We start from the raw sequence: 21,466 nt of genomic DNA, 5'->3' as shown, positions 1-21,466 counted from the left end.
ATCGCCCCGCGCCGGGCCTGAGCGGGGCCGCAGAGGGCCGCCCGCGTGCCGCCCAGGCGCCGGGCAGGGCGACGGCATGGCCGGCCCTGTGGACGCGCCTGGCGGCACCGTGGTTCGCGTCGGCATACACACCACCGCTGACGTGGTTCCCCGCGCCGGCACCCGCGCCGGTGCGGACGGAGGCGGCCCGGCGGAGCCGGCCGCCGCGGCCCTAGCGCGTCGCCGACTCGATGTTGCCGCGGTAGGTGGTGATGATGCGCGACGCCTCGGTCAGCTCCTCGGTCATCCGCTGGAAGGCCTGGCGGTAGTTCTGCCAGGCGCCGCCGAAGCGCACGGCCCCCGGGCCCGTCCACGCCGTGCCGACCTTCGCGGCCTCGCGGTCGAGCGCCGCCATGGTCTGGCGCACCTGCTCGGCCTGCTGGGTGAACTGAGCGGCCATGTTCTGCATTTCCGCGGGGTCGCCGCCGAGCAAGCTCTGGCTCATGCCGGTCTCCTTCGAGGATCTTCTGCATGACAGGGGGTAGCCAAACGATCTCACCTTAGACGTCAACCCTCCGAGACGCACCGGTTATACCGAGGAGTTATCGTCGTCAGCCCCTATGCGATGACGTGCCGCGGCCGAATGAAACGGTGGGGTAGGGGCTCACCTGAGATCAGAGGCCGCTTACACTCCGGAAGAGGCCTCGCGGGCCTTTTGAGGAAAGGGACGACCTCGGTGCAGAAGGTCCTGATCGCCAATCGTGGCGAGATAGCGGTGCGTATCGCACGCGCATGCAAGGACGCCGGACTGAACGGCGTCGCGGTCTACGCTGACCAAGACCTCGACGCGCTTCATGTGCGGATGGCGGACGAGGCATACGCGCTCGGCGGTCAGTCTCCCGCGGAGACCTACCTCGACATCGGCAAGCTGCTGCGCGTGGCCGCCGAGGCGGGCGCGGACGCCGTGCACCCCGGCTACGGCTTCCTGGCCGAGAACGCCGAGTTCGCCCAGGCGGTGATCGACGCCGGCCTCACCTGGATCGGGCCGCCGCCGTCGGCGATCACCGCGCTCGGCGACAAGGTGGCGGCGCGGCACATCGCCCAGCGGGTGGGGGCGCCGCTGGTCGCGGGCACCCCCGACCCCGTCTCCGGCGTCGAGGAGGTCGTCGCCTTCGCCTCCGAGCACGGCCTGCCCATCGCGATCAAGGCCGCCTTCGGCGGCGGCGGGCGCGGGCTGAAGGTCGCGCGCACGATGGAGGAGATCCCCGACCTTTACGAGTCGGCGGTGCGCGAGGCCGTGACCGCCTTCGGGCGCGGCGAGTGCTTCGTCGAGCGTTACCTCGACCGGCCACGCCACGTCGAGACGCAGTGCCTGGCCGACTCGCACGGCAACGTCGTGGTGGTCTCGACGCGCGACTGCTCGTTGCAGCGTCGGCACCAGAAGCTCGTCGAGGAGGCCCCCGCGCCCTACCTGACGGCCGAACAGCGGGAGCTGCTGTACTCCTCCTCCAAGGCGATCCTGCGCGAGGCCGGCTACGTCGGCGCGGGCACCTGCGAGTTCCTGGTCGGCCAGGACGGCACGATCTCCTTCCTGGAGGTCAACACCCGGCTGCAGGTCGAGCACCCGGTGAGCGAGGAGGTCACCGGCATCGACCTCGTGCGCGAGATGTTCCGCGTCGCCGACGGCGAGGCCCTCGGGTACGACGACCCCGAGGTCCGCGGGCACTCCATCGAGTTCCGTGTCAACGCCGAGGACGCCGGGCGCAACTTCCTGCCCGCCCCCGGCACGCTGTCCGCGATGCGCGCGCCGTCGGGCCCGGGCGTCCGGCTGGACGCCGGCTACGAGCAGGGCATGACCGTCCCGCAGTCGTTCGACTCCCTGGTGGCCAAGCTGATCGTCACCGGCCGCACCCGCGAGGAGGCGCTGGCGCGCTCGCGGCGCGCGCTGGAGGAGTTCGTCGTCGAGGGCATGCCGACCGTCCTGCCGTTCCACCAGGCCGTCGTGCGCGATCCCGCCTTCACCGGCGAGCCGTTCAGCGTCCACACCCGCTGGATCGAGACCGAGTTCGTCAACGAGATCGAGCCCTACTCCGGCGACGTCGCCGCGGCCGAGGAGCCCGTCGAGCGCGAGCGGGTGGTGGTCGAGGTCGGCGGCAAGCGCCTGGAAGTGGTACTGCCCGCCGGCGCCGCGGCGGCGCGCCGCCCGGCCGAGGCCAAGAAGCCCGTCCGCCGGGGCGCCGCCAAGGGCGCGGCCACGGCGACGAGCGGGGACGCCCTGGTGACCCCGATGCAGGGAACGATCGTGAAGGTCGCCGTGTCCGACGGCGACGTCGTCCAGACCGGCGACTCCATCGTGGTGCTCGAAGCCATGAAGATGGAGCAGCCCCTCACGGCGCACAAGGGCGGCACCGTCACGGGCCTGGCCGCCACCGTGGGGCAGACCGTCTCGGCGGGCGCCGCCATCTGCGAGATCAAGGACGTCTGAGCTCCTCACGCCTCCCGCCACGCCGTCCGTGCCCTTCGGGTGCGGACGGCGTGGCGTGTCAGGGCCCGAGGGCCGGAAGATCGCTTGCCCGCGCCGGTGGTAGACCGCGATAGGTTTCGGGCAGAGATACGGTGGCCAATTGAGGAACTCGGACGACTCGCCGTTCGTCCTGTAGGACGAAGGAGGCATACTGCCGTGACCACTCAATCGGTGCGCCGTGCCGCAGCCACAGTCGTGGCCATGCTGGCAGGGCTGCTCACGCTTCTCGCGTCGACGTCCGCGGCTCACGCCGCCGCCCCGCCGGACGTGAACACCGTCCTGGCGGCGTGGAAGACCAGCGACCCGCTTTACGTCGGGCCCGGTGTGACCATCAGCTCCAGCGACCTGTCGAAGATCCGTGAGGCGGTGGAGGGCGCCGACAGCCGCATCTACGTCGCAGCGCTCGCCAACGGCACGGTGAACGACACCACCGCTCCCCCTCTGATCAACTCCCTCGGCCAGGCACTCGCCGGCGCCGACCGCTCCCGGGCCACCGTGGCGATCCTCGACGGCAACACGCTGTACGCCGGATCTAGCGCCATCCAGCAGGCCGGCGTGGCCGGGCAGCTCGCCGAGGCCGCGGTCGCCAACAACAAGGACGTCGTCTCCGGCATGGAGGACTTCGTCAACCGGGTCGACAAGGCGGTCGCCGGCAACACCCGGGACGCCCTGAAGTCCGGCAGCGCCGCGGGCGGCGGAGGCGCGGGCGGGGTGCTGATCGGCATCCTCGTGCTGGCGCTCGCCGGCGGTCTCGGCATCTTCTTCTACTCCCGCAGCATGAAGCGCAAGCGGGAGGCCCGCGAGGCCGCCCAGCTCGCCGCGGTCAAGCAGACGGTCGAGGAGGATGTCACCAAGCTCGGCGAGGAGATCACCGCGCTCGACCTCGACGTCAGGGTCTCCGGTGTCGAGGCCGCCACCACGAACGACTGGCAGCTCGCCCTCGACTCCTACGAGCGGGCCAAGAACGAGCTGGCCGCGGCCAAGAAGGCCGACGAGCTGCACGGCGTCACCTCCGCTCTCGAAGAGGGGCGGTACGCCCTGGCGTGCGTCAAGGCGCGCGTGGAGAACCGGCCGGTGCCCGAGCGGCTCGCGCCGTGCTTCTTCAACCCGCAGCACGGCCCCTCCGCGCGTGAGGTCATGTGGGCGCCCCCCGGCGGCGCGCCCCGCAACGTGCCCGCCTGCGCGGCCGACGCCCAGCGCGTCGACCAGGGCTTCGACCCGCAGATGCGTGAGGTCATGGTCGACGGCCAGCGCCGTCCCTACTGGGACGCCGGCCCCGCGTACGGGCCCTACGCCCGCGGCTACTACGGCGGCTTCGACGGCGGCGGCCTGCTCACGGGCATGCTGATCGGCACGATGCTGGGCAGCTCGATGGGCGGCTTCGGCTTCGGCGGCGGCTACGGCTACGACGCGGGAGCCGCAGGCGGCGACTTCAGCGGCGGCGGGGACTTCGGCGGCGGGGGCGACTTCGGCGGCGGGGACTTCGGCGGCGGCGATTTCGGCGGCGGCGACTGGTAGACCACCGGCACGCGGTCACGGCCAGGTAGTGCCACAGGAGCCCCGGCGGGCAGCGTCCCGCCGGGGCTCCTTCCTTGTCGCCAGGCGGGTTCCGCGGCGGCTCGCGTGGCGCCCCTGCGTGCGAAAGCGATCTGCAAGGGGGGTGCAACCTGTCGTATATGGCCGCCTGTCACACTCGGCGCAGTCGTCGAGGAGGCCGCGTTGCGTGCTCATGTTCCCCTGGCCGTCCTGGCAGGGCTGTTCGCACTGTTCGTACTGGTCGTGCCGGCCGTTCCGGCGCAGGCGTCCACCGCCGCCCCTGCGGCCACCGGCGTCTCGGCCCCGTGCAAGCCGGGGTCGGGGCTCAAGCTGCGCGGCAAGGACTTCACCGGCGGCGCCGCCCTGCCCGACGACCTGCTGTGCGCCGACCTCACCGGCGCCAAGCTGGACGAGGTCGACCTCGGCCAGCGGGTGCTCACCGGCGCGCTGCTGAAGAACGCCTCCCTGAAGGAGGCGACGCTCACCCAGGCGCGGCTGGACTTCGCCGACCTCACCGGCGCGGACCTCACCGACGCCGACCTCGGCCAGATGCGTGCCAAGCAGGCGACGCTGCGGGACGCCGTGCTCGCCGACGTCCGGGCGAGCCAGGCGGAGTTCCCGCACGCCGACCTCACCGGGGCCGTCCTGTCCAGGGCCGAACTCGGCCAGGCGGACCTCACCGACGCCACGCTGATCGGCGCCCAGCTCGACGACGCCACCATGGTGCAGGTGCGGGCGCGGAAGGCCGACTTCACCGGCGCCAAGCTGCACGACGCCAAGCTGGGCCAGGGGCGGCTGCAGTTCGCGACGTTCAAGAACGCCGACCTGTCGGAGGCGGAGTTCACCCAGGCCGAGATGGATGACGCCGACCTCACCGGGGCGAACGTGAACAAGGCGTCCTTCGTCCAGGCCCATGACCTCGACCTCACCGGCGCGTTCGGCGAGCCGGAGAACGTCCCGGACGACGCCGTCGGCACCACGGCCGACCTTCCGGAGGACGGCGATCCGGCCTCGGCGCGGCCGGCCACCGGCGGCTCGTTCGGGCGGACGCCGCTGCTGGTCTTCGCCGGCATCGCCCTGGCCCTGTGCCTGCCCTTCCTGGTGATGTCCCACCGGCGCAGGACCAAGAAGGCGCGGCGCTTCGCGGCGGCCCGTCGCGGGGCCGAGGAGGACGTGCTGCGGCTGGGCGAGGAGATCGACGCGCTCGACTTCGACTACAAGATCAACCGGCTGAGCGACCCGGGCATGGACCACGAGTGGCGGCGCGCGCTGGACGCGTACGAGGCCGCCAAGGGGTCGCTGCACCTGGCGCGGTCGACGCCCGAGCTGGGGGGCGTGGCGTCGGCCGTCCACCACGGGCGCGAGGCCCTCCGCAGGGTGCGGTCGCGGATGACCTGAGCCGGGTCAGATGAGCGTGGAGGTGCCCGGCATCATGAGCCGCCGGGCGGCCTCGGTGATCGAGCCCGACAGCGACGGGTAGACCGCGAAGGTGTGCGCGAGCTGGTCGACGGTCAGCCGGTGCTGCACGGCCAGCGACAGCGCGAGGATCAGCTCCGACGCGCGCGGCGCGACCACGACCCCGCCGAGCACGATGCCGGTGTGCGGGCGGCAGAACAGCTTCACGAAGCCGTCGTTGAAGCCCTGCATCTTCGCCCGGGCGTTGGTGGCGAGCGGGAGCTTGACGATGTTGGCCTCGATCTCGCCCGACTCGATCTGCTGCTGCGAGATGCCGACGGCGGCGATCTCGGGGTCGGTGAAGATCGTGGACGCGACGGTGGCCAGGCGGATCGGCTGGACGGCCTCGCCGAGCGCGTGCCAGACGGCGATGCGGCCCTGCATGGCGGCCACCGAGGCCAGCATCAGCACGCCGGTGCAGTCGCCGGCGGCGTACACGCCGGGTGCGGAGGTGCGCGACACCTTGTCGACCTGGATGAACCCGTTGCGGTCAAGGGTCACTCCGGCCTCCTCCAGGCCGATGCCGGAGGTGTTGGGCACCATGCCGACGGTCATCAGGCAGTGGCTGCCCTCGGCGGTGCGGCCGTCCTCCAGGGTGACCACCACGCCGTCGGCGGTGCGCTTGACCGAGGAGGCGCGGGACTTGCCCATGACGTTCATGCCGCGGCGCCGGTAGACCTCTTCCAGGACCTCGGCGGCGTCGGCGTCCTCGTTCGGCATCATGCGGTCGCGGGAGGACACCAGGGTGACCTCCGAGCCCAGGGAGCGGTACGCGCCGGCGAACTCGGCGCCGGTGACGCCGGAGCCCACGACGATCAGGTGCTCGGGCAGCTCGTCCAGGTCGTAGAGCTGGCGCCAGGTGAGCACACGCTCGCCGTCCGGCTCGGCGCCGGGCAGCACCCGCGGGGTGGCGCCGGTGGCGACGATGACGACGTCGGCCGAGATGGTGCGGTCGCCCGCGCGAACGATGCGGGGGTCGACCAGGCGGCCTGCGGCCTGCACGACCTCCACGCCCTCGGCGACGAGCCGGGAGCTGATGTCGGCGGACTGGGCACGCGCCAGCTCCTTCACCCGCTTGTTGACCAGCGGCATGTCGGCGTGGACGCCGCCCACGTCGCCGTCGGCGCCGCCGGTGTAGTGGACGCCCAGCGAAGTGCCGTCCAGCAGGGCCTGCTTGCGCACCGATGTGGCGATCATGGTCTTGGACGGCACGCAGTCGGTCAGCACGCACGCGCCGCCCGGGCCCTCGCGTTCGACCACGGTGACCTCGGCCCCGAGCTGTGCGGCGACCAACGCCGCCTCGTAACCGCCGGGCCCACCGCCAATGATCACAATCCTCGTCACATACCCCATTGTCCCGCATGTCGTCCTGTGCCCGGTGTGGGATGGGCAATGAGAAGGCGGTGAAGCCCGGTAAAAAACGCGGATCTCACCGTAAAACCCCCGTGAATCAACGGGTCGCGGTGGCGGTCGCCGGAAGAAGGAACTCGCCGACGCACCCGAATCGCGCGTCGGGAGCGTCGGGCCGGCCCACCGGAGCGATCTTGGTTTAGTCTAATGTCCCGTGCCGGTTTACGCCGCCTATGGCAGCAACATGGACCCCAAGCAGATGGCCCAGCGCGCCCCCCACTCCCCCATGCGGGGCACGGGCTGGCTGCAGGGCTGGCGCCTCACCTTCGGCGGTGCGGACGTCGGCTGGGAAGGGGCGCTCGCCACCATCGCCGAGGATCCCGACGACCACGTGTTCGTCGTCCTGTACGACGTCCCCGAGTGGGACGAGTCGTCCCTCGACCAGTGGGAGGGCGCGGCCCTGCGGCTCTACCACAAGGTCAAACTGCGGGTGGCGACCCTCGACGGCGAGATCGTGGCCTGGTTCTACGTCCTCGACGGCTACGAGGGCGGCCTCCCGTCCGCCCGCTACCTCGGCATCCTCGCCGACGCCGCCGAGAAGGCCGGCGCCCCCGACGACTACGTCACCGACCTGCGCTCGCGCCCCTGCACCTCCATAGGCGACACCCCCTGACCGCCGGCCGCACCGACCTCGGCGCCGCCCCGCTCTGACGCCGCCCGACGCGAACCCGCCTTCCCGTACGCCGGTGCGCGCCGGCGCCCGGCCCGACCAGCGGCCGCTCCGCGGAGGGTCAGACCCGGTAACCCAGCTCGCCGAGATGAACGCCCAGCGACCGGTTGAGCCGCGCCAGCTGGTCGGGGGTCAGCTCGTCCTGGAAGCCCCGGAGACGGTCGGCGGTGAAGGAACGGGCGAGGAAGCCGCGCTCGAAGGCGGCCGTCCAGGGCAGGCCGAGGAAGTCCAGGATCACGTCGACCTGCTTGCGGGGATCGGCCAGCAGGTCCTCATACCGCACCTGCAACCACAGGTCGGGCGCGAGGCCCGCGCGGGCCTCCTCGAAGGCGTCCATCAGCATCTTCCAGCCGATCGCGGCGAGATGCACCAGGCAACGCCCCTCACCGTCCCACTCGCGCGCGTAGGCCTCCGGCAGCGGCCCCAGCCCCCACCCCTCCTCGCCCAGGTGACCCCGCCACCAGGGCGTCTGCAGCCACGAGTTGGCCACCGCCCGGCCGTCCCGCACGATGTGCACGAACCGCGCCCGCGGGAACACCTCATGCAGCAGGGCGACCCGCGGCCAGCCGGTGAACTTGTGCACGACACGCCCGCCGCGATCCGCCGCCAGGCCGTCGAAGAAGTCCCGCACCCGTCGCGCCATCCAGGGCGTGAGGTCGGCATTCGTCAGATCCCGAAAAGGATCCACCAGCGCGGGCGACACCTCCCGAGCCAGCACCCGCTGCCCCTCGGACGGCCGCAGCCGCCACCCGGACCAGCGAGCCGGGGTATGTCGGTACAACATCCCCTGACACCGCCCGATCGTCCCCGGCAACAGCCTCACCCGGTCGTCGACGTTGGACAGGAACCGCACGTCAGGATGCCCGGCGAGAACCTTGTACAGCATCGTGGACCCGCAACGCCCGCTGCCGATCAGAAAAGACACCATGTCCCGCTCCACGGACACCCCCCGACAAGTCACCCTCCAGACTCCCCCGCCCCCCACCCCCAAACCGCAACGACACACGCCCCCCACCCCAGTTGGCACAACCCTTACCAACCCCACCCACCACCTCAGCCGCCCGCCGCCCCCTGAAAACGGCGCCTTCGGCACAGCCTCTCAACAGGCGACCCCTCACCCAGCCCACTCCCCACCGCCGCGCGAACACCCCACCTCAGCGCCCAAGACCACCCGCCCACCGGCACCGCCATACGGCGCTCCAGACGACCGAACAACCCCCCGAGAACGGTGGAGAGCAGGACACCGTCAAGGCCGCGCGGGGGCGTCCTTCAGGGTGGCGAGTGCGTCGGCCAGGGCGCGGGCCGCGCTCAGAGCGTCGCCGTACCGGTTGTACAGGGGCGCGAAGCCGAAGCGCATGATGTCGGGCGCCCGGAAGTCCCCGATCACCTCGCGCGCGATGAGCTCCGCCATCAAGGCCCGCGCGTCATCGTGGCGCAGCGAAACCTGGTGCCCGCGCATCCCGTCGCGCGGCGTCACGACCTCGACGGCGTCCCCCACCAACTCGTCGACGCACTCGATGAAGAACCCGGTCAAGGCAAGCCCCTTGGCCCGCACCTCGGCGAGATCGACCCCGTCCCAGACCTCCAGCGCCGCCTCCAGCGCCAGCAGCGACAGGATGTCCGGCGTCCCGGCCCGCGCCCGCTCGATCCCCGCCGCCGGCTCGTACGTCGGAGCCATCGCGAACGGATCCCGATGCCCGCCCCACCCGGCCAACGGCTGCTCGAACGCCCCCTGCAAGTCCTTGCGCACGTAGATGAACGCCGGCGCCCCGGGCCCCCCGTTCAGGAACTTGTACGTGCACCCCACCGCGAAGTCGACACCCAGCGCGTCCAGCTCGATCGGCAGCACCCCGACGCTGTGACACAGATCCCACACCACCCGGGCCCCGGCGCCATGCACCGTCTCAGTCGCCGAGGCCATGTCGTACAACCGCCCCGTCCGGTAGTCGACCTGGTTGAGCAGCACCACAGCCGTCCGCTCACCCAGCACGTCATCAAGCCGATCGGCCGTAGCAGCCCGCAGCTCCACATTCATGAGCCCCGCAACCGACTCGGCCACATACCCATCCGTAGGAAACGTGGCCGCATCCACGACGATCTCCGATCGCCCCGGCGCCATCCGCACCGCCCCCACCAGCGCCTTGAACAGATTCACAGACGTGGAGTCCGCCACCACGACCTGCCCCGGCCCCGCCCCCACCAACGGCGCAACGCGCTCCCCCACCCGCTCAGGCGCCGTCCACCACCCCTCAGACCACGACCGAATCAGCCGCCTCCCCCACTGCTGCCCAACAACCTCCGCAACCCGCCCAGCCACCCGCCGAGGCAACGCCCCCAACGAGTTCCCATCCAAATAAACAACCCCCGGCGCAAGATCAAACTCCCCCCGCACCAAGGCCAACGAATCCCCACCATCCAACTCCGCCGCCCGCTCCCCCAGCTCACCCATACGCCCTACCCCTTCCGCAGGTCATCCCACTGCACCAAACGTTACGCACCCCTACAGCCCGGACACACTCCACCCGGCTGGTCGTCGAGCGCAACCCTTCGTGGAAGAAGTAGATGACGATCACTACGAGACATGACCGCAGGGAGATCCCGGTGTGTTCTGGACGACAACGGCGTACAAAGAATGGCTCTGAAAAATGTCTAGAACTCTGACGGTCGCGTCCCCAGACTTCGACCCATTACAGGCGCGACAGTGCTCACAAGCTTTCGCTGGATGGACCGCAGAACCTTCACAGTCCGTTCGTCCGACCATCCCTTTGTGGTCGACCATTCGTAGCCAGAGCCGACGACATCGCTAACGAAGGAAATCTCCGTCGCGAGAAGAGTACTCGCCCAATCCAAGGGTTCCATGCACTCCCCTGCCGCCAAGGCATCATGAAGTCTTCGACAATCACCGGGGAGGCTAGTTGCGTCTCGCAATCCCATGGCTATCGCGAATTCATTGTACGGCGCGCGGGCCCGCTCCACTCCATCAGACCTTTACGAAGAAGCCGTAGCTCCTCAGCAAAGAGCCCCAATTGTTCGGGCGTTCGCGAATTTATAACTCGTACCGACAGCTGCATTCTGACGATCTATAGCTCCAGATCAGCCCAATGCCGTTCGGATATTACACTCTCTTCGATAGCGAACACGCCCTCCGACTTTCGCTGAAGCAACCACTCGCGCACTCTGCCGTAATTCACTTTCGGCGGTACATCAAATACGAGGTAGGCCGGAACATTACTTTCCTCCCAAGAGCATCCTAGGGAGAGCAGTTCAGCTGCCACCGTAGCACCATCCACCTCGTCCCCCAAGGAGATCCGCACGGTCGAGTGCTCTGAGCGCTTAACAAGGCGGACGAATACTAGTTCACGCCTATCATGATCCGGCCTCACCAACACGACGTCGCCATAAGATAGGTTGGGAATATAGAATGGAATATTACAAATCTCAACCTCCCTGGTTACCGACGTTTTCTTCGCCCACAGGCGCTCCACCGAGAAGGGCGGCCATGTGGAGGTGACAGACTCCAAGTCAAAGGCCACCTTATATAGGCGCTCAGTTGCGAGGTGAGCAGTGTGCGAATCGCTCGCTTCTTTTGACACAGCCGACATCCTTCAGTTTAAAAACTCTCGAAGCTCGTCATCCCAATCGGATAGCGTCTTCGTCGATTTATCGCGATTGCATGTGCGGCAGGCGACGCACCCGTTATGGGCGGCACCACAGCCACCTTTCGACTTGGGATCGACGTGGTCTATCTGTGCGTCATCAGGCGCGCCTTGCTGACCGCGCGGGCGTCGCAGAACATCGCGTCCGCAGTATTCGCACCTTATCACTCCATTGTTTTTGTTGAGATTATTATCATACACTCGGTTCCGCTCCGCATCGCTGAAATTCAACCCCTTCCGGTCACAGTTGTGCACGAAGAGGCTAACGTTGCCTGCGTAGACGTAGTAAGTGTGAGAATGTGCCACCGTCAGGTTGTGAACCGTCCCAGGGGCTGTCCACTTCTTAAGAGCACTAACCTGCACATAAGTACCAGCGCTCGTCTGCAAAAGCATGCCGACGCGAAGCTGGGTCGCCGTCACCCATCGTTCCAATCGGGGGACCCAGAAGGGGTGGCCGTCGGTGGCAATCACGGAGCGAGCATCGACATCTCGCTTTCCGTTCACGTGTACGGTGATTTCCACGAGGCTCTTGCCTCCGCCACCAACTATTAGCGCGTTGACTAATCTTGGCCCCGACTCTCCCGTCGTCAGATCTTTCGCCAATACGAGATCACCGACTCGAACTTCCTCGATTGGCGTGCGGGCGCCGTCGGCCATTAGGACGAGGGTTCCGGGGACGAAGCTGTTGCCGGTTAAGCAGCCATCACCCTTATTGAACGCCTTAGGGAGCTTCGTGGAGAGTTTGACGCCGCCGCTTAGCAGCTTGCCGACCGGGATGATGCCGACGCCGGCGGAGAGGCAGTCCGCCCAGTTTGGGGTGGCCAGGCAATTTATGCCGTCACCTATAAGGATGTCGCACATCAGGTTGTCACTGCACTGGCCCGCGAGGTCGTTGATGATCGACGGATCCCCTTGACCTGGTGGTGGGCAAGCGGTGTACAGGGTGCTGTAGAAGCCACCGCTACCTGAGTTACCGCAGTTCGCGTCTGGTGGTCCACACATCCCCATACAGGAAACCAGCTCGGGGCGTAGCGGTGGACACTCCGGATCAGGCGACCAGAGATCGCAGTTCAGGACCTCCAGGTCAGGGTTGTAGCCCTCGATGTACCCGCAGCGCTTTCCACAGCCGGTTCGCGCCTCGGGGGGCAACCTGTCGCACGACCCCTGCGTCGGCCCGTCACTGCAGTCGATCTTCGGCTTCGGTTTAGGTGTATACGGTTGTGGCGATGTTCCACATTGGCACGGCGCGGTCGGCCCGTTCCCGTTGCCACTGGGCCCACCTGGATTCCTCAGCTTTCTCTTGTCAGGCGGCGGAGCGGTCTGGCACTGTTTGACACCCTTATTGCAGTAGTTAGGTGCCTTGGGTTTTCCGCACCCCGGCTCGTGGGCACCACAAGTGTCATTCCTTGAGTTCGGGCAACCCCGCCCTGCGTGCGCTCGGCATAGTTTCCGTCGTCAGGTTTGGAAGAGGATGGTGACGACGTAGTAAATCCAGATGGCGAGCAGGACGAGCAGGAAGGCGAGGAGGAAGTCCCAGATTCTCGTCTTGGGGCGGCCGGTGGATGAGGACGGTGGGTTGAGGTCCACCACTACGGTGCCGGTGAGTTTGTCGTGGAGGGTGCGGCGGTCGCGGTCGGCGAAGATCCATAGGGCGTCGATGAGGTGGGTCGCGAGTCCGGCGTACGGCACCGCCGTCAGGGCGGGGTAGAGCGCGGCGCGTACTCCCGTGCGTGCGGTGGTCAGTGGCTCACCGTCGCTGGTGACGAGCTTGAGGCGGAAGATGCGCTTTCCCAGGGTCTGGCCCCAGCGGGCGTGGCTCAGCCAGACGTACAGCGCGAAGCCGGCGTTCAGCGCGAGTGTCAGGGGCCATGCCGGGTCGCCCGCGAACTGGTTGAGGTAGCCCTCGACCACGCCGGGGACGGGCTCCTCCTCTGCCGCGTCGAAAGGCATCACCGTGCTGTACGCCGCCTGGGCCAGCACGAAGACGATCGAGAACAACACCAGGTCGACGAAGAAGGCCGCGAACCGCTGCGTACGCGCGGCCACCACCGGCGCCAACCGACCGGCGGGAGGGGAAACGATCACACGGCGATTATGGCAGGACGTATGTCGCAGACGTTCCTTGCTTCGCGCCATCAACACTCGTCTCATTCGCCGGAGTTCCGAGGCTTGAGGGAGCCGGGAACGTGCGAGGAGCGCCGATCTTGAATGGCTGTTCGCCGGGTGTGTCGTGGGTGTGCTTATCTTCGGGTTTGGGCGGTAGCCTCGGTCATCGTGAGCAAGGACGCTTATGGGCTCGCCGCTGAGGCGGCGGGCGTGCTGAAGGGCCGTACCGGGGTCGACTCGTTCGACGTGCTGCTGGTCATGGGGTCGGGGTGGGTTCCGGCGGCCGATGCCATCGGGGCGGTGGTCGCCGAGTTTCCCGTGACGGATCTGCCGGGCTTCGCCGCGCCCGCGGTGGCCGGGCACTTCGGGACGATCCGGGCGGTCACCACCGAGTCGGGGGCCAAGGCGCTGATCCTGCTGGGCCGCACCCACCTGTACGAGGGGCGGGGCGTCGAGCCGGTCGTGCACGGTGTGCGGACGGCGATCGCGGCCGGCGTCCGGACGGTGGTGCTGACGAACGCGGCCGGTGGGTTGCGTCCGGAGACCCAGCGGGTCGGCGAGCCGGTGCTGATCAGCGACCACATCAACCTGACCGGGTCCAACCCGATCACCGGGGCCACCTTCATCGACCTGACCGAGGTGTACTCCAAGCGGCTGCGCGCGCTGGCCCGCGAGGTCGACCCGTCGCTGGCGGAGGGCGTGTACGTGGCGTTCCGCGGCCCGACGTACGAGACGCCGGCGGAGATCCGCATGCTGCGCACCCTCGGCGGCGACCTGATCGGCATGTCCACCGCCCTGGAGGCCATCGCGGCACGCGAGGGCGGCGCCGAGGTGCTCGGGCTGTCCCTGGTGACCAACCCCGGCGCGGGGCTCGTCGGCGAGCCGCTGAACCACGAGGAGGTCCTCCAGGTCGGCCGGGAGACGGCGGCGCGCATGGGCGTGCTGCTCGGCACGCTGGTGAACAAGCTCTGAGGTACTGATGGGCTGATGGGCGCGCCCCAGCCCTGGACGTTTGACGACGCTAGTGGGGCTGGGCTCTTGCCGGGATTCGGGCCGGTCCGTCGAGGATTCGTGCGCGGGAGTACTTGATTAGGGGTGGGTTCTACGGTGTCCGAGCTTGCGGGGCCGCGGTTCGTGGAGTCTGAGCTGGTGCGGCGGGCCGAGGAGTGGCTGGCGCAGGATCCTGATCCGCGCACGCGGGCCGAGCTGCGAGACCTGCTCGACAGGCGGGACACCGCACAGCTTCAGCACCGTTTCGCGGCCAGGCTGGAGTTCGGGACGGCCGGGCTGCGGGGCGAGATGGGCGCCGGGCCGAACCGCATGAACCGCGTCACGGTGATGCGCGCGGCGGCCGGCCTGGCGGCGCGGCTGGGGCCGGGCGCGCACGTCGTGATCGGGTACGACGCCCGGCACAACTCCGAGACGTTCGCGCGCGACTCGGCGGCGGTGCTCACCGGGGCCAGGCTGCGCGTGTCGATGATGGCCGACCGCCGGCCGACGCCGGTGCTCGCCTTCGCCGTGCGGCACCTCGGCGCGGACGCCGGGATCATGGTGACGGCCTCGCACAACCCGCCGCGCGACAACGGCTACAAGGTCTACTGGGGTGACGGCTCCCAGATCGTGCCGCCGCTGGACGCGGAGATCTCGGCGGCCATCGACGCCGTCGGCCCGGTGGACCGGCTCCCGCTGGGCGAGGGCTGGGACACCCTCGACGACGCCGCGATCGTCGAGCCGTACCTGGCGGCGGTGACCGCGCTCCCCCTCGGGGAGGCCCGTGACCTGCGGGTCGTCTACACGCCCATGCACGGCGTCGGCGGGACCATGCTGCTTCGCGCCTTCGCCGCGGCCGGGTTCGCGCCTCCGGCCGTCGTCGAGGCGCAGTTCGAGCCCGACCCCGACTTTCCGACGGTCGCGTTCCCGAACCCCGAGGAGCCCGGCGCGATGGACCTCGCCCTGCACCTGGCCGGGAGGGACGGGGTCGACCTGGTGGTCGCCAACGACCCGGACGCTGACCGGTGCGCCGTGGGGGTGCCCACCGGAGACGGCGGGTTCCGGATGCTCACCGGGGACGAAGTGGGCGGGTTGCTGGGTGAGTACGTCATCGGGCGCACGTCCGGCCCCGACCGGCTGGTCGCGGCCTCGATCGTGTCGTCCTCGCTGCTCGGCAAGATCGCCAAGGCCCACGGGGTGAGGCACACCGAGACGCTGACCGGGTTCAAGTGGATCGTGAAGGCCGGGGACGGGCTCGTGTTCGGGTACGAGGAGGCGCTGGGGTACAGCGTCGGCTCGGACGACGGCCTGCCGGTGCGCGACAAGGACGGCATCGGCGCGGCCCTGACGGTGGCCGGCATGGCCGCGGCGGCCAGGCGGGAGGGCAGGACGCTGATCGACCTGCTCGACGAACAGGCCGTACGGTACGGGCTGCACGCGACGTCGCAGCTCTCGGTGCGCGTCGACGACCTCTCGCTGATCACCGCCGCCATGGAGCGACTGAGGGCCACCCCGCCGACGGCCCTGGGCGGCCGGGCGGTGCGGTCGGTGGACGACCTGAGCACCGGCGTCGAGGGTCTGCCGCCCACCGACGGCCTGCGGTACACGCTGGACGGCGACGCCCGCGTGGTCGTCCGCCCGTCGGGGACCGAACCCAAACTGAAGTGCTACCTGGAGGTCGTCGTCCCGGTCTCCGGCATCGCCGACGCCCCCGCCGCTCGAAGCAGGGCGGCCCAGGACCTGGACGCTCTTAAGGCGGACCTCTCCACGGCCCTCGGTCTGTAGCGCCAGTTGCCGGGGCCTCACACACGCGCTGACGAAGAGACGAGGCCGGGCACCTTGGGTCGCACACCGCCCTGAGCCGTTCACCCGGCGAGCCGCCGTACGGCGGCGCCGACTTCGCCGTACCACTTCGCACCGACGCGGCGCCGGAAGGGGGACTGCGTCAGGCGGAGAGGGAAGGCCGGCCCCTGGCGAAGGCGGGTGAGCGCCCCGCACGAGGGACAGACACGCGGCCCGGTCGAAGTCGCACCTCACCCCGGCATCCCGCCGGTGGAACGGCATGGTGTCGACGACCGTCGTCCCTTGGACACCGCAGGGCGGTCTCCCGCGTGACGATGGACGGCGGGCTGGGCGAGGGGCGCCCTTGAAAGGCGCGCCGAAGGCGCCATTTCTGGGACGGCGGCTGTCCGTACGGGATGAGGGTCGATGTCGAAGAGGCTGGAACCCACGTCAGACGCACGCATCCCCAGGGCCGCTGTTCACCCGGCGAGCCGCCGTACGGCGGCGCCGACTTCGCCGTACCACTTCGCACCGACGCGGCGCCGGAAGGGGGCACCCCGTCAGGCGGAGGGGAGTCGGAGGAAGGTGGAGGGCGAGGGCCACCGAGCGAGCAGGCCGCCGCGGCCACCGGGCGAGGAAGCCACGCCGCGGCCACCGGCGAGGAACCGCCGCGTCAGGCGACGATGAGGGCGGCGATCACCAGGATCAGGGCGGCGGCCAGGGCGCCCAGGGCGGAGGGGGACCAGGTGGCGGTGAGGGTCGTCTGATCGCCTGGAGGGCGGGGGGTTCGGTCGGCGGCTTCGGTGAGTTGCTGGGCCACCCAGTCGGCGTGGGTGCGGCCCGCCACGGCCATCGCGGCCGTCTGCTGGGCCTTGGGGACCTCCGCGCGGCTGCTCGGCAGGTAGCCGGGCGTGGACGGGGTGGTGGCGGGGACGCCGCGGCGGACGGACTTGGCGCGTTCCCGTGCGGACGACTGGGGGCTCCAGCAGCGGACGCTCTCGTCGCCCGACTCGATGGTGATCGAGTGGGAGACGTGCACGGCGTCGACGGCCTTCCAGGGCACGAAGACGTTGCGCAGCGGATTGCGCACCAGCACGCCGTCCTCGCGGGCGAGGATGCCGGGGCGCAGGCAGCCGATGAACACCCCGGCGGTGAGCACGGCGAGCACGGCGCCCGCGATGAGGGCCGACGGCAGACGGCCGTTGACCAGCAGATCCGCGGCGTTGAGGGCGGCGAAGGCGACCCACACCCAGCCGAGGACCCATGCGGTCTTGGATCGGTAGATTTGTGGCTTCACCGCTCGCTCACCGGCACCTTTCCGTTCACCAGGCGGTCACCACGGTAACGCCTTCGCGGCAGTTCTCAAGCCTGCCACTTGAGCTGGGCGAATCCGGGCTTGATGACACCGTTGATCAGCGCGAGCCGCTCGTCGAACGGCAGGAAGGCCGACTTCATGGCATTGATGGTGAACCATTGCAGGTCGTCCCAGCCGTAACCGAAGGTCTCGACCAGGTTGCCGAACTCCTGGGACACGCTGGTGCCGCTCATCAGCCGGTTGTCGGTGTTGACCGTGACCCGGAAATTGAGGCGGCGCAGCAGGCCGATGGGGTGGTCGGCCAGCGAGTCGGCGGCGCCGGTCTGCAGGTTGGACGTCGGGCACATCTCGAGCGGGATGCGCTTGTCGCGCACGTACGCCGCCAGGCGGCCGAGCGTGGCCGTGCCGTCGGAGGAGGCCTTGATGTCGTCGATGATGCGCACGCCGTGGCCGAGGCGGTCGGCGCCGCACCACTGGATGGCCTCCCAGATGGACGGCAGCCCGAAGCCCTCGCCGGCGTGGATGGTGAAGTGGGAGTTCTCGCGCTGGAGGTACTCGAAGGCGTCGAGGTGCCGGGTGGGCGGGTAGCCGGCCTCGGCTCCGGCGATGTCGAACCCGGCCACGCCGACGTCGCGGTAGCGCACGGCCAGTTCGGCGATCTCCATGGACCGGGCCTGGTGGCGCATGGCGGTGAGCAGGGTGTTCACCCGGATGCCCCGCCCCTGGGAGCCGATGCGGAAGCCTTCGAGGACGGCCTCGACCACCTCGTCGAGCGTGAGCCCGGCGGAGGTGTGCAGCTCGGGGGCGTAACGCACCTCGGCGTAGACGACGCCGTCGTGCGCGAGGTCCTCGGCGCACTCGGCCGCGACCCTGACCAGGGACTCGCGGGTCTGCATGACGCCGACGGTGTGGGCGAAGGTCTCCAGGTAGCGCTCCAGCGACCCGGAGTCGGCCGCGTCTCGGAACCAGGCGCGAAGCTGGTCGGCGTCGCCGGTGGGCAACTTGTCGTAGCCGGTCTCCCGGGCGAGCTCGACGACCGTCTCGGGCCGCAGGCCGCCGTCGAGATGGTCGTGGAGAAGTACCTTGGGCGCCTTGCGGATCTCGACAAGGCTGGGCTGCAGGTTCATCGCCTCATCTTAAGGACTGAGCCGCCCCGGCGACCCCCGGACGCCCCGCCCTGTGGACAGCGCGTATCCGTACGCGGCTGAGGCACGGCTGTTCGCGCGACGGCGAGTGGGGCTGGGAAGGAGGGCCGCCCTTGGAAGGCCGTGCCGAATGCGCCGTTCAGGGGACGGCGATCGGGCTTGCGGACGGTGTGACTGGTGTTGACGGTCTATGAGTCGGCGCGGTTGGCGGTTTCGGGGGTGAAGGCGGGGAGGCAGACGGCTATGTACTCGGCGCCTTCCGGGCCGACGGTGTAGCGGATCTTCTCGCCGGGGGTGGTGGTGAAGGCCTGGCCGGCGGAGACCTCGGTGACGCCGGAGTCGTGCTCGATCACCACGGTGCCGCGCAGGACGACGGTGTGCTCGGTGAACTCCGGCGTCTGGGGAGGCTCCTCCCAGCCCGCCGGGGCGACCATGTGGGCGATCGACACCTGGTCGTCGCCGGTGTTCACGTGGCCGACGTATTCGTCGATCACCTTGCCGCCGGGCACCGGGATGCGGGTCGGGCCCGCGATTCTGCTCACCACGGAGCCAGTTTAGGACCCCGGCTCACCCGCGTCGCCCGGGGGCGCGAGCGAGGGGCGGCCCCGGCGGGAGGTGCTCACCCACATCATCCCTGTCAGTGGGCGATGTCGACCACCAGGCGGGAGGGCTCGCGCTGTTCCAGGACGCGGAAGCCGGCGCGGTGGCGCAGGGCGACGGCGACGGTCACCACGGCCTCGAAGTCGCCCGCTCGTATGATGCTGCGCACGTTGGACAGCTCGGGCCGCAACACGGGCGTCCTCCCCCAGGTCGGTTTGCCGTCGGGGGTGTGGGCGTTGGCGGGGCGCAGGGTGACCTGCAGGTAGGCGTCGCCCTCGGCCTCGATCGGGTCGCCCGAGCCGTCCTCCAGGATGCGCTTCACCCAGCCGACGGTGTAGCCCGTCATGGGGCCCTTGAGGTCGATGACCACGCGGTCGAACCCCTTGTGGCCGCCCGCGCGGGCCCCGACGACCAGGGGCGGGCGGGACGGGTTGCGGGTCACCTCCACCTGCTTGGTGCCGGTCGGAGGCGGCAGCGTGGACGCCGCCGCGCTGGGCGCCGGGGTGCCGGACAGGCCGGCGGAGGCGGTGGCCGACGGGCCGGTCGCCGGGGTGGAGGTCTCGGGCGCGGACGAGGCGGGCTCCGAGGGCGAGACCGTCACCGTGGCGGTGGCCTGGGGCGCGGGATTCTCGGCACTGCCGCACGCCGTGAGCAGCGTGAACGACACCAGGACGGCGGTTACGGCGATTTTCTTCATGTCGGTGCCTCGTCTTCCTTCAGGAAGTTCACCAACCATACGACGTCGGGACCGCCCCGGAGGTTCGCCGGATCACCCGGTGTCCCGCGATTGTCACCCACAGGCGGCAAAGCAGCCCCCCGGCGCACGCGCCGAGGGGCTGACCGGTGGCGACGAAGGCCGTCAGATCCTCTCCAGCACCTCCGCCCGTTCCGCCTCCTCGGTGGCGGGGCGGGAGCGGGTCACCAGGCCGGTGATGGCGATGCCGAGTCCGACGAGGGCCAGGGCCGCGCAGACGGCGAACGACGAGCGGATGGCTTCCATGGTGACCGCGCCCCCGTCGGCGGTCGCCACGGCCGCCACGATGGCGAGGACGAGTGCCCCGCCGACCTGGCCCGAGGTGTTGAGCAGGCCGGACGCCAGGCCCTGCTCGTCGTCGGCCACGCCGTTGGTGGCCTGGATGTTCAGGGACGGGAACGACAGCGCGAACGCGATGCCGAGCAGCACCATGCCGGGAATGACCATGGTCGCGAGGCTCGGGTTCTCTCCGGCGCCGAGGAACACGGCGTACCCGGCGGCCAGCGACGCCGACCCGATCACGATCAGCTTGGGCGTGCCGAACCGGTCGGCGAGGTCGCCCATCTTGGTGGAGGTGACCGCCACCAGCAGCCCGGCGGGCAGGAAGGCCAGGGCGGTGTGCAGCGCCGACCACCCGAGCAGGTTCTGGAAGTACTGCATGGCCACGAACTGGAAGCCGACGTAGGAGCCGAACAGGATGACCAGCCCGAGGTTGGCCCTGACCAGCGGCCCGGACCTCAGGATCGACAGGCGGACCAGCGGGTGCCTGATGCGCAGCTCGACGGCGACGAACAGCGCGAGCAGCGCCACGGCGCCCGCCAGGCCGGCGATCGTGGAGAGCGAGCCCCAGCCCGCCTCGGGCGCCTGCACGACGGAGAACACGAACAGCAGCATCGAGAGGGTGATCGTCGCCGCGCCGAACAGGTCGTACCCGCCGGTCGCGCGCTCCTCGCCGGAGTGGCGCGGCAGCAGCTTCAGGCCGGCCACGAGCGCGATGATCGCGACGGGCACCGGCATGAGGAACGTCCAGCGCCAGCCGAGCTCGGTGAGGAAGCCCGACAGGACGAGCCCGAGGGAGAAGCCGCTGGCGCCGCAGGCGGTGAAGATGCTCAGCGCCCGGTTGCGCGCCGGGCCCTCGGCGAAGGTGGTGGTGATGATGGACAGGGCCGCGGGCGCCGTGAAGGCGGCGCTGATGCCCTTGATGAACCGGGCCGCGATCAGCAGGGCTCCGTCGTCCACCAGCCCGCCGAGCAGGGACGCGACCGCGAAGAGCGCGAGCGCGACGAGGAACACCCGCCGGCGGCCGAGCAGGTCGGCGGTGCGGCCGCCGAGCAGGAGGAGGCCGCCGTACCCGAGCACGTACCCGCTGACGATCCACTGCAGGGTCGAGGTGGAGAGGCCGAGGTCGGCCTGGATGGACGGCAGGGCGACTCCGACCATGGAGACGTCGAGCGCGTCAAGGAACACGACGGCGCAGAGCACGGTCAGCGCCCCCCAGAGGCGCCCGTCCCAACGTTCGTCTTGTGGGGAGATCATGTCTCAGG

At 69.8% G+C, this 21,466-nt stretch carries 17 protein-coding genes; 6 read left to right on the top strand and 11 right to left on the bottom strand.

The annotated features are described in order from the left end of the window. Window positions 1-211: 211 nt before the first annotated feature. Complete coding sequence (locus tag PYR91_RS00860; RefSeq protein ID WP_279776918.1) at window positions 212-484, bottom strand: WXG100 family type VII secretion target; 273 nt, start codon at window positions 482-484, stop codon at window positions 212-214. Between the two features lie 231 nt (window positions 485-715). Between PYR91_RS00860 and PYR91_RS00855 the strand changes: the two genes are divergently transcribed. The 3 genes from PYR91_RS00855 (at window position 716) to PYR91_RS00845 (ending at window position 5,437) form a co-directional block, all read left to right on the top strand. Then, window positions 716-2,464 carry a biotin carboxylase N-terminal domain-containing protein gene (locus PYR91_RS00855; RefSeq protein ID WP_279776917.1) on the top strand — a complete coding sequence of 583 codons (1,749 nt, stop codon included), beginning with the start codon at window positions 716-718 and terminating at the stop codon, window positions 2,462-2,464. A 195-nt stretch (window positions 2,465-2,659) separates the two neighbouring features. Further along, complete coding sequence (locus PYR91_RS00850; protein WP_279776916.1) at window positions 2,660-4,021, top strand: hypothetical protein; 1,362 nt, start codon at window positions 2,660-2,662, stop codon at window positions 4,019-4,021. A gap of 201 nt (window positions 4,022-4,222) precedes the next feature. After that, window positions 4,223-5,437, top strand: coding sequence for a pentapeptide repeat-containing protein (locus tag PYR91_RS00845; protein ID WP_279776915.1), 1,215 nt, complete (start codon window positions 4,223-4,225; stop codon window positions 5,435-5,437). A gap of 6 nt (window positions 5,438-5,443) precedes the next feature. Here PYR91_RS00845 and PYR91_RS00840 read toward each other — a convergent pair whose 3' ends face one another. Continuing rightward, window positions 5,444-6,838 carry an NAD(P)H-quinone dehydrogenase gene (locus tag PYR91_RS00840; protein ID WP_279776914.1) on the bottom strand — a complete coding sequence of 465 codons (1,395 nt, stop codon included), beginning with the start codon at window positions 6,836-6,838 and terminating at the stop codon, window positions 5,444-5,446. A 220-nt stretch (window positions 6,839-7,058) separates the two neighbouring features. Here PYR91_RS00840 and PYR91_RS00835 point away from each other — a divergent pair, with 220 nt between their 5' ends. Beyond that, a complete protein-coding gene (locus PYR91_RS00835; protein ID WP_279776913.1) occupies window positions 7,059-7,517 on the top strand; it encodes a gamma-glutamylcyclotransferase in 459 nt (152 codons plus the stop codon). Between the two features lie 118 nt (window positions 7,518-7,635). On the opposite strand, the gene PYR91_RS00830 is transcribed toward PYR91_RS00835, so the two are convergent. The 4 genes from PYR91_RS00830 to PYR91_RS00815 form a co-directional block, all read right to left on the bottom strand. Then, complete coding sequence (locus PYR91_RS00830) at window positions 7,636-8,502, bottom strand: sulfotransferase (RefSeq protein WP_279776912.1); 867 nt, start codon at window positions 8,500-8,502, stop codon at window positions 7,636-7,638. Window positions 8,503-8,820: 318 nt separating this feature from the next. Further along, window positions 8,821-10,023 carry a kynureninase gene (gene kynU / locus PYR91_RS00825; protein ID WP_279776910.1) on the bottom strand — a complete coding sequence of 401 codons (1,203 nt, stop codon included), beginning with the start codon at window positions 10,021-10,023 and terminating at the stop codon, window positions 8,821-8,823. A 1,156-nt stretch (window positions 10,024-11,179) separates the two neighbouring features. Then, complete coding sequence (locus tag PYR91_RS00820; RefSeq protein WP_279776908.1) at window positions 11,180-12,091, bottom strand: polymorphic toxin-type HINT domain-containing protein; 912 nt, start codon at window positions 12,089-12,091, stop codon at window positions 11,180-11,182. A gap of 594 nt (window positions 12,092-12,685) precedes the next feature. After that, on the bottom strand, window positions 12,686-13,315 hold the full coding sequence (locus tag PYR91_RS00815; protein WP_279776906.1) for an RDD family protein: 630 nt from the start codon (window positions 13,313-13,315) through the stop codon (window positions 12,686-12,688). A gap of 189 nt (window positions 13,316-13,504) precedes the next feature. On the opposite strand from PYR91_RS00815, the gene PYR91_RS00810 reads away from it, so the two are divergent. Together PYR91_RS00810 and PYR91_RS00805 are read left to right on the top strand one after the other, a co-directional pair. Continuing rightward, window positions 13,505-14,308 (top strand): purine-nucleoside phosphorylase, encoded by an 804-nt coding sequence (locus PYR91_RS00810; protein ID WP_279776905.1) that lies wholly within the window; start codon window positions 13,505-13,507, stop codon window positions 14,306-14,308. A 135-nt stretch (window positions 14,309-14,443) separates the two neighbouring features. Beyond that, window positions 14,444-16,111 (top strand): phospho-sugar mutase, encoded by a 1,668-nt coding sequence (locus PYR91_RS00805; RefSeq protein ID WP_279776904.1) that lies wholly within the window; start codon window positions 14,444-14,446, stop codon window positions 16,109-16,111. Window positions 16,112-16,781: 670 nt separating this feature from the next. Here PYR91_RS00805 and PYR91_RS00800 read toward each other — a convergent pair. The 5 genes from PYR91_RS00800 to PYR91_RS00780 all read right to left on the bottom strand — a co-directional run bounded on the left by PYR91_RS00800 (window position 16,782) and on the right by PYR91_RS00780 (window position 21,458). Continuing rightward, entirely contained in the window at window positions 16,782-17,405 is a 624-nt protein-coding gene (locus PYR91_RS00800; protein WP_279776903.1) for a PH domain-containing protein, read from the bottom strand. Window positions 17,406-17,470: 65 nt separating this feature from the next. Then, window positions 17,471-18,550 carry an adenosine deaminase gene (locus PYR91_RS00795; protein WP_279776902.1) on the bottom strand — a complete coding sequence of 360 codons (1,080 nt, stop codon included), beginning with the start codon at window positions 18,548-18,550 and terminating at the stop codon, window positions 17,471-17,473. A 206-nt stretch (window positions 18,551-18,756) separates the two neighbouring features. Further along, the gene (locus PYR91_RS00790; RefSeq protein WP_279776901.1) at window positions 18,757-19,113 is read right to left on the bottom strand and encodes a cupin; all 357 of its coding nucleotides are present in this window, start codon (window positions 19,111-19,113) and stop codon (window positions 18,757-18,759) included. A 92-nt stretch (window positions 19,114-19,205) separates the two neighbouring features. Further along, entirely contained in the window at window positions 19,206-19,865 is a 660-nt protein-coding gene (locus PYR91_RS00785; protein ID WP_279776900.1) for a hypothetical protein, read from the bottom strand. Between the two features lie 162 nt (window positions 19,866-20,027). Next, complete coding sequence (locus tag PYR91_RS00780) at window positions 20,028-21,458, bottom strand: MFS transporter (RefSeq protein ID WP_279776899.1); 1,431 nt, start codon at window positions 21,456-21,458, stop codon at window positions 20,028-20,030. Window positions 21,459-21,466: the final 8 nt, after the last annotated feature.

The organism is Sphaerisporangium sp. TRM90804 (assembly GCF_029846175.1).
GTDB lineage: Bacteria > Actinomycetota > Actinomycetes > Streptosporangiales > Streptosporangiaceae > Sphaerisporangium.
This window is presented reverse-complemented; position numbering and strand designations above follow the sequence as displayed.

Excerpts from the sequence above, each read along its gene's own strand:
- PYR91_RS00780 (WP_279776899.1), bottom strand. The coding sequence starts at position 21,458 with ATGATCTCCCCACAAGACGAACGTTGGGACGGGCGCCTCTGGGGGGCG.
- PYR91_RS00830 (WP_279776912.1), bottom strand. The coding sequence starts at position 8,502 with ATGGTGTCTTTTCTGATCGGCAGCGGGCGTTGCGGGTCCACGATGCTG.
- PYR91_RS00820 (WP_279776908.1), bottom strand. The coding sequence starts at position 12,091 with ATGTGCGACATCCTTATAGGTGACGGCATAAATTGCCTGGCCACCCCA.
- kynU (WP_279776910.1), bottom strand. The coding sequence starts at position 10,023 with ATGGGTGAGCTGGGGGAGCGGGCGGCGGAGTTGGATGGTGGGGATTCG.
- PYR91_RS00795 (WP_279776902.1), bottom strand. The coding sequence starts at position 18,550 with ATGAACCTGCAGCCCAGCCTTGTCGAGATCCGCAAGGCGCCCAAGGTA.
- PYR91_RS00860 (WP_279776918.1), bottom strand. The coding sequence starts at position 484 with ATGAGCCAGAGCTTGCTCGGCGGCGACCCCGCGGAAATGCAGAACATG.
- PYR91_RS00785 (WP_279776900.1), bottom strand. The coding sequence starts at position 19,865 with ATGAAGAAAATCGCCGTAACCGCCGTCCTGGTGTCGTTCACGCTGCTC.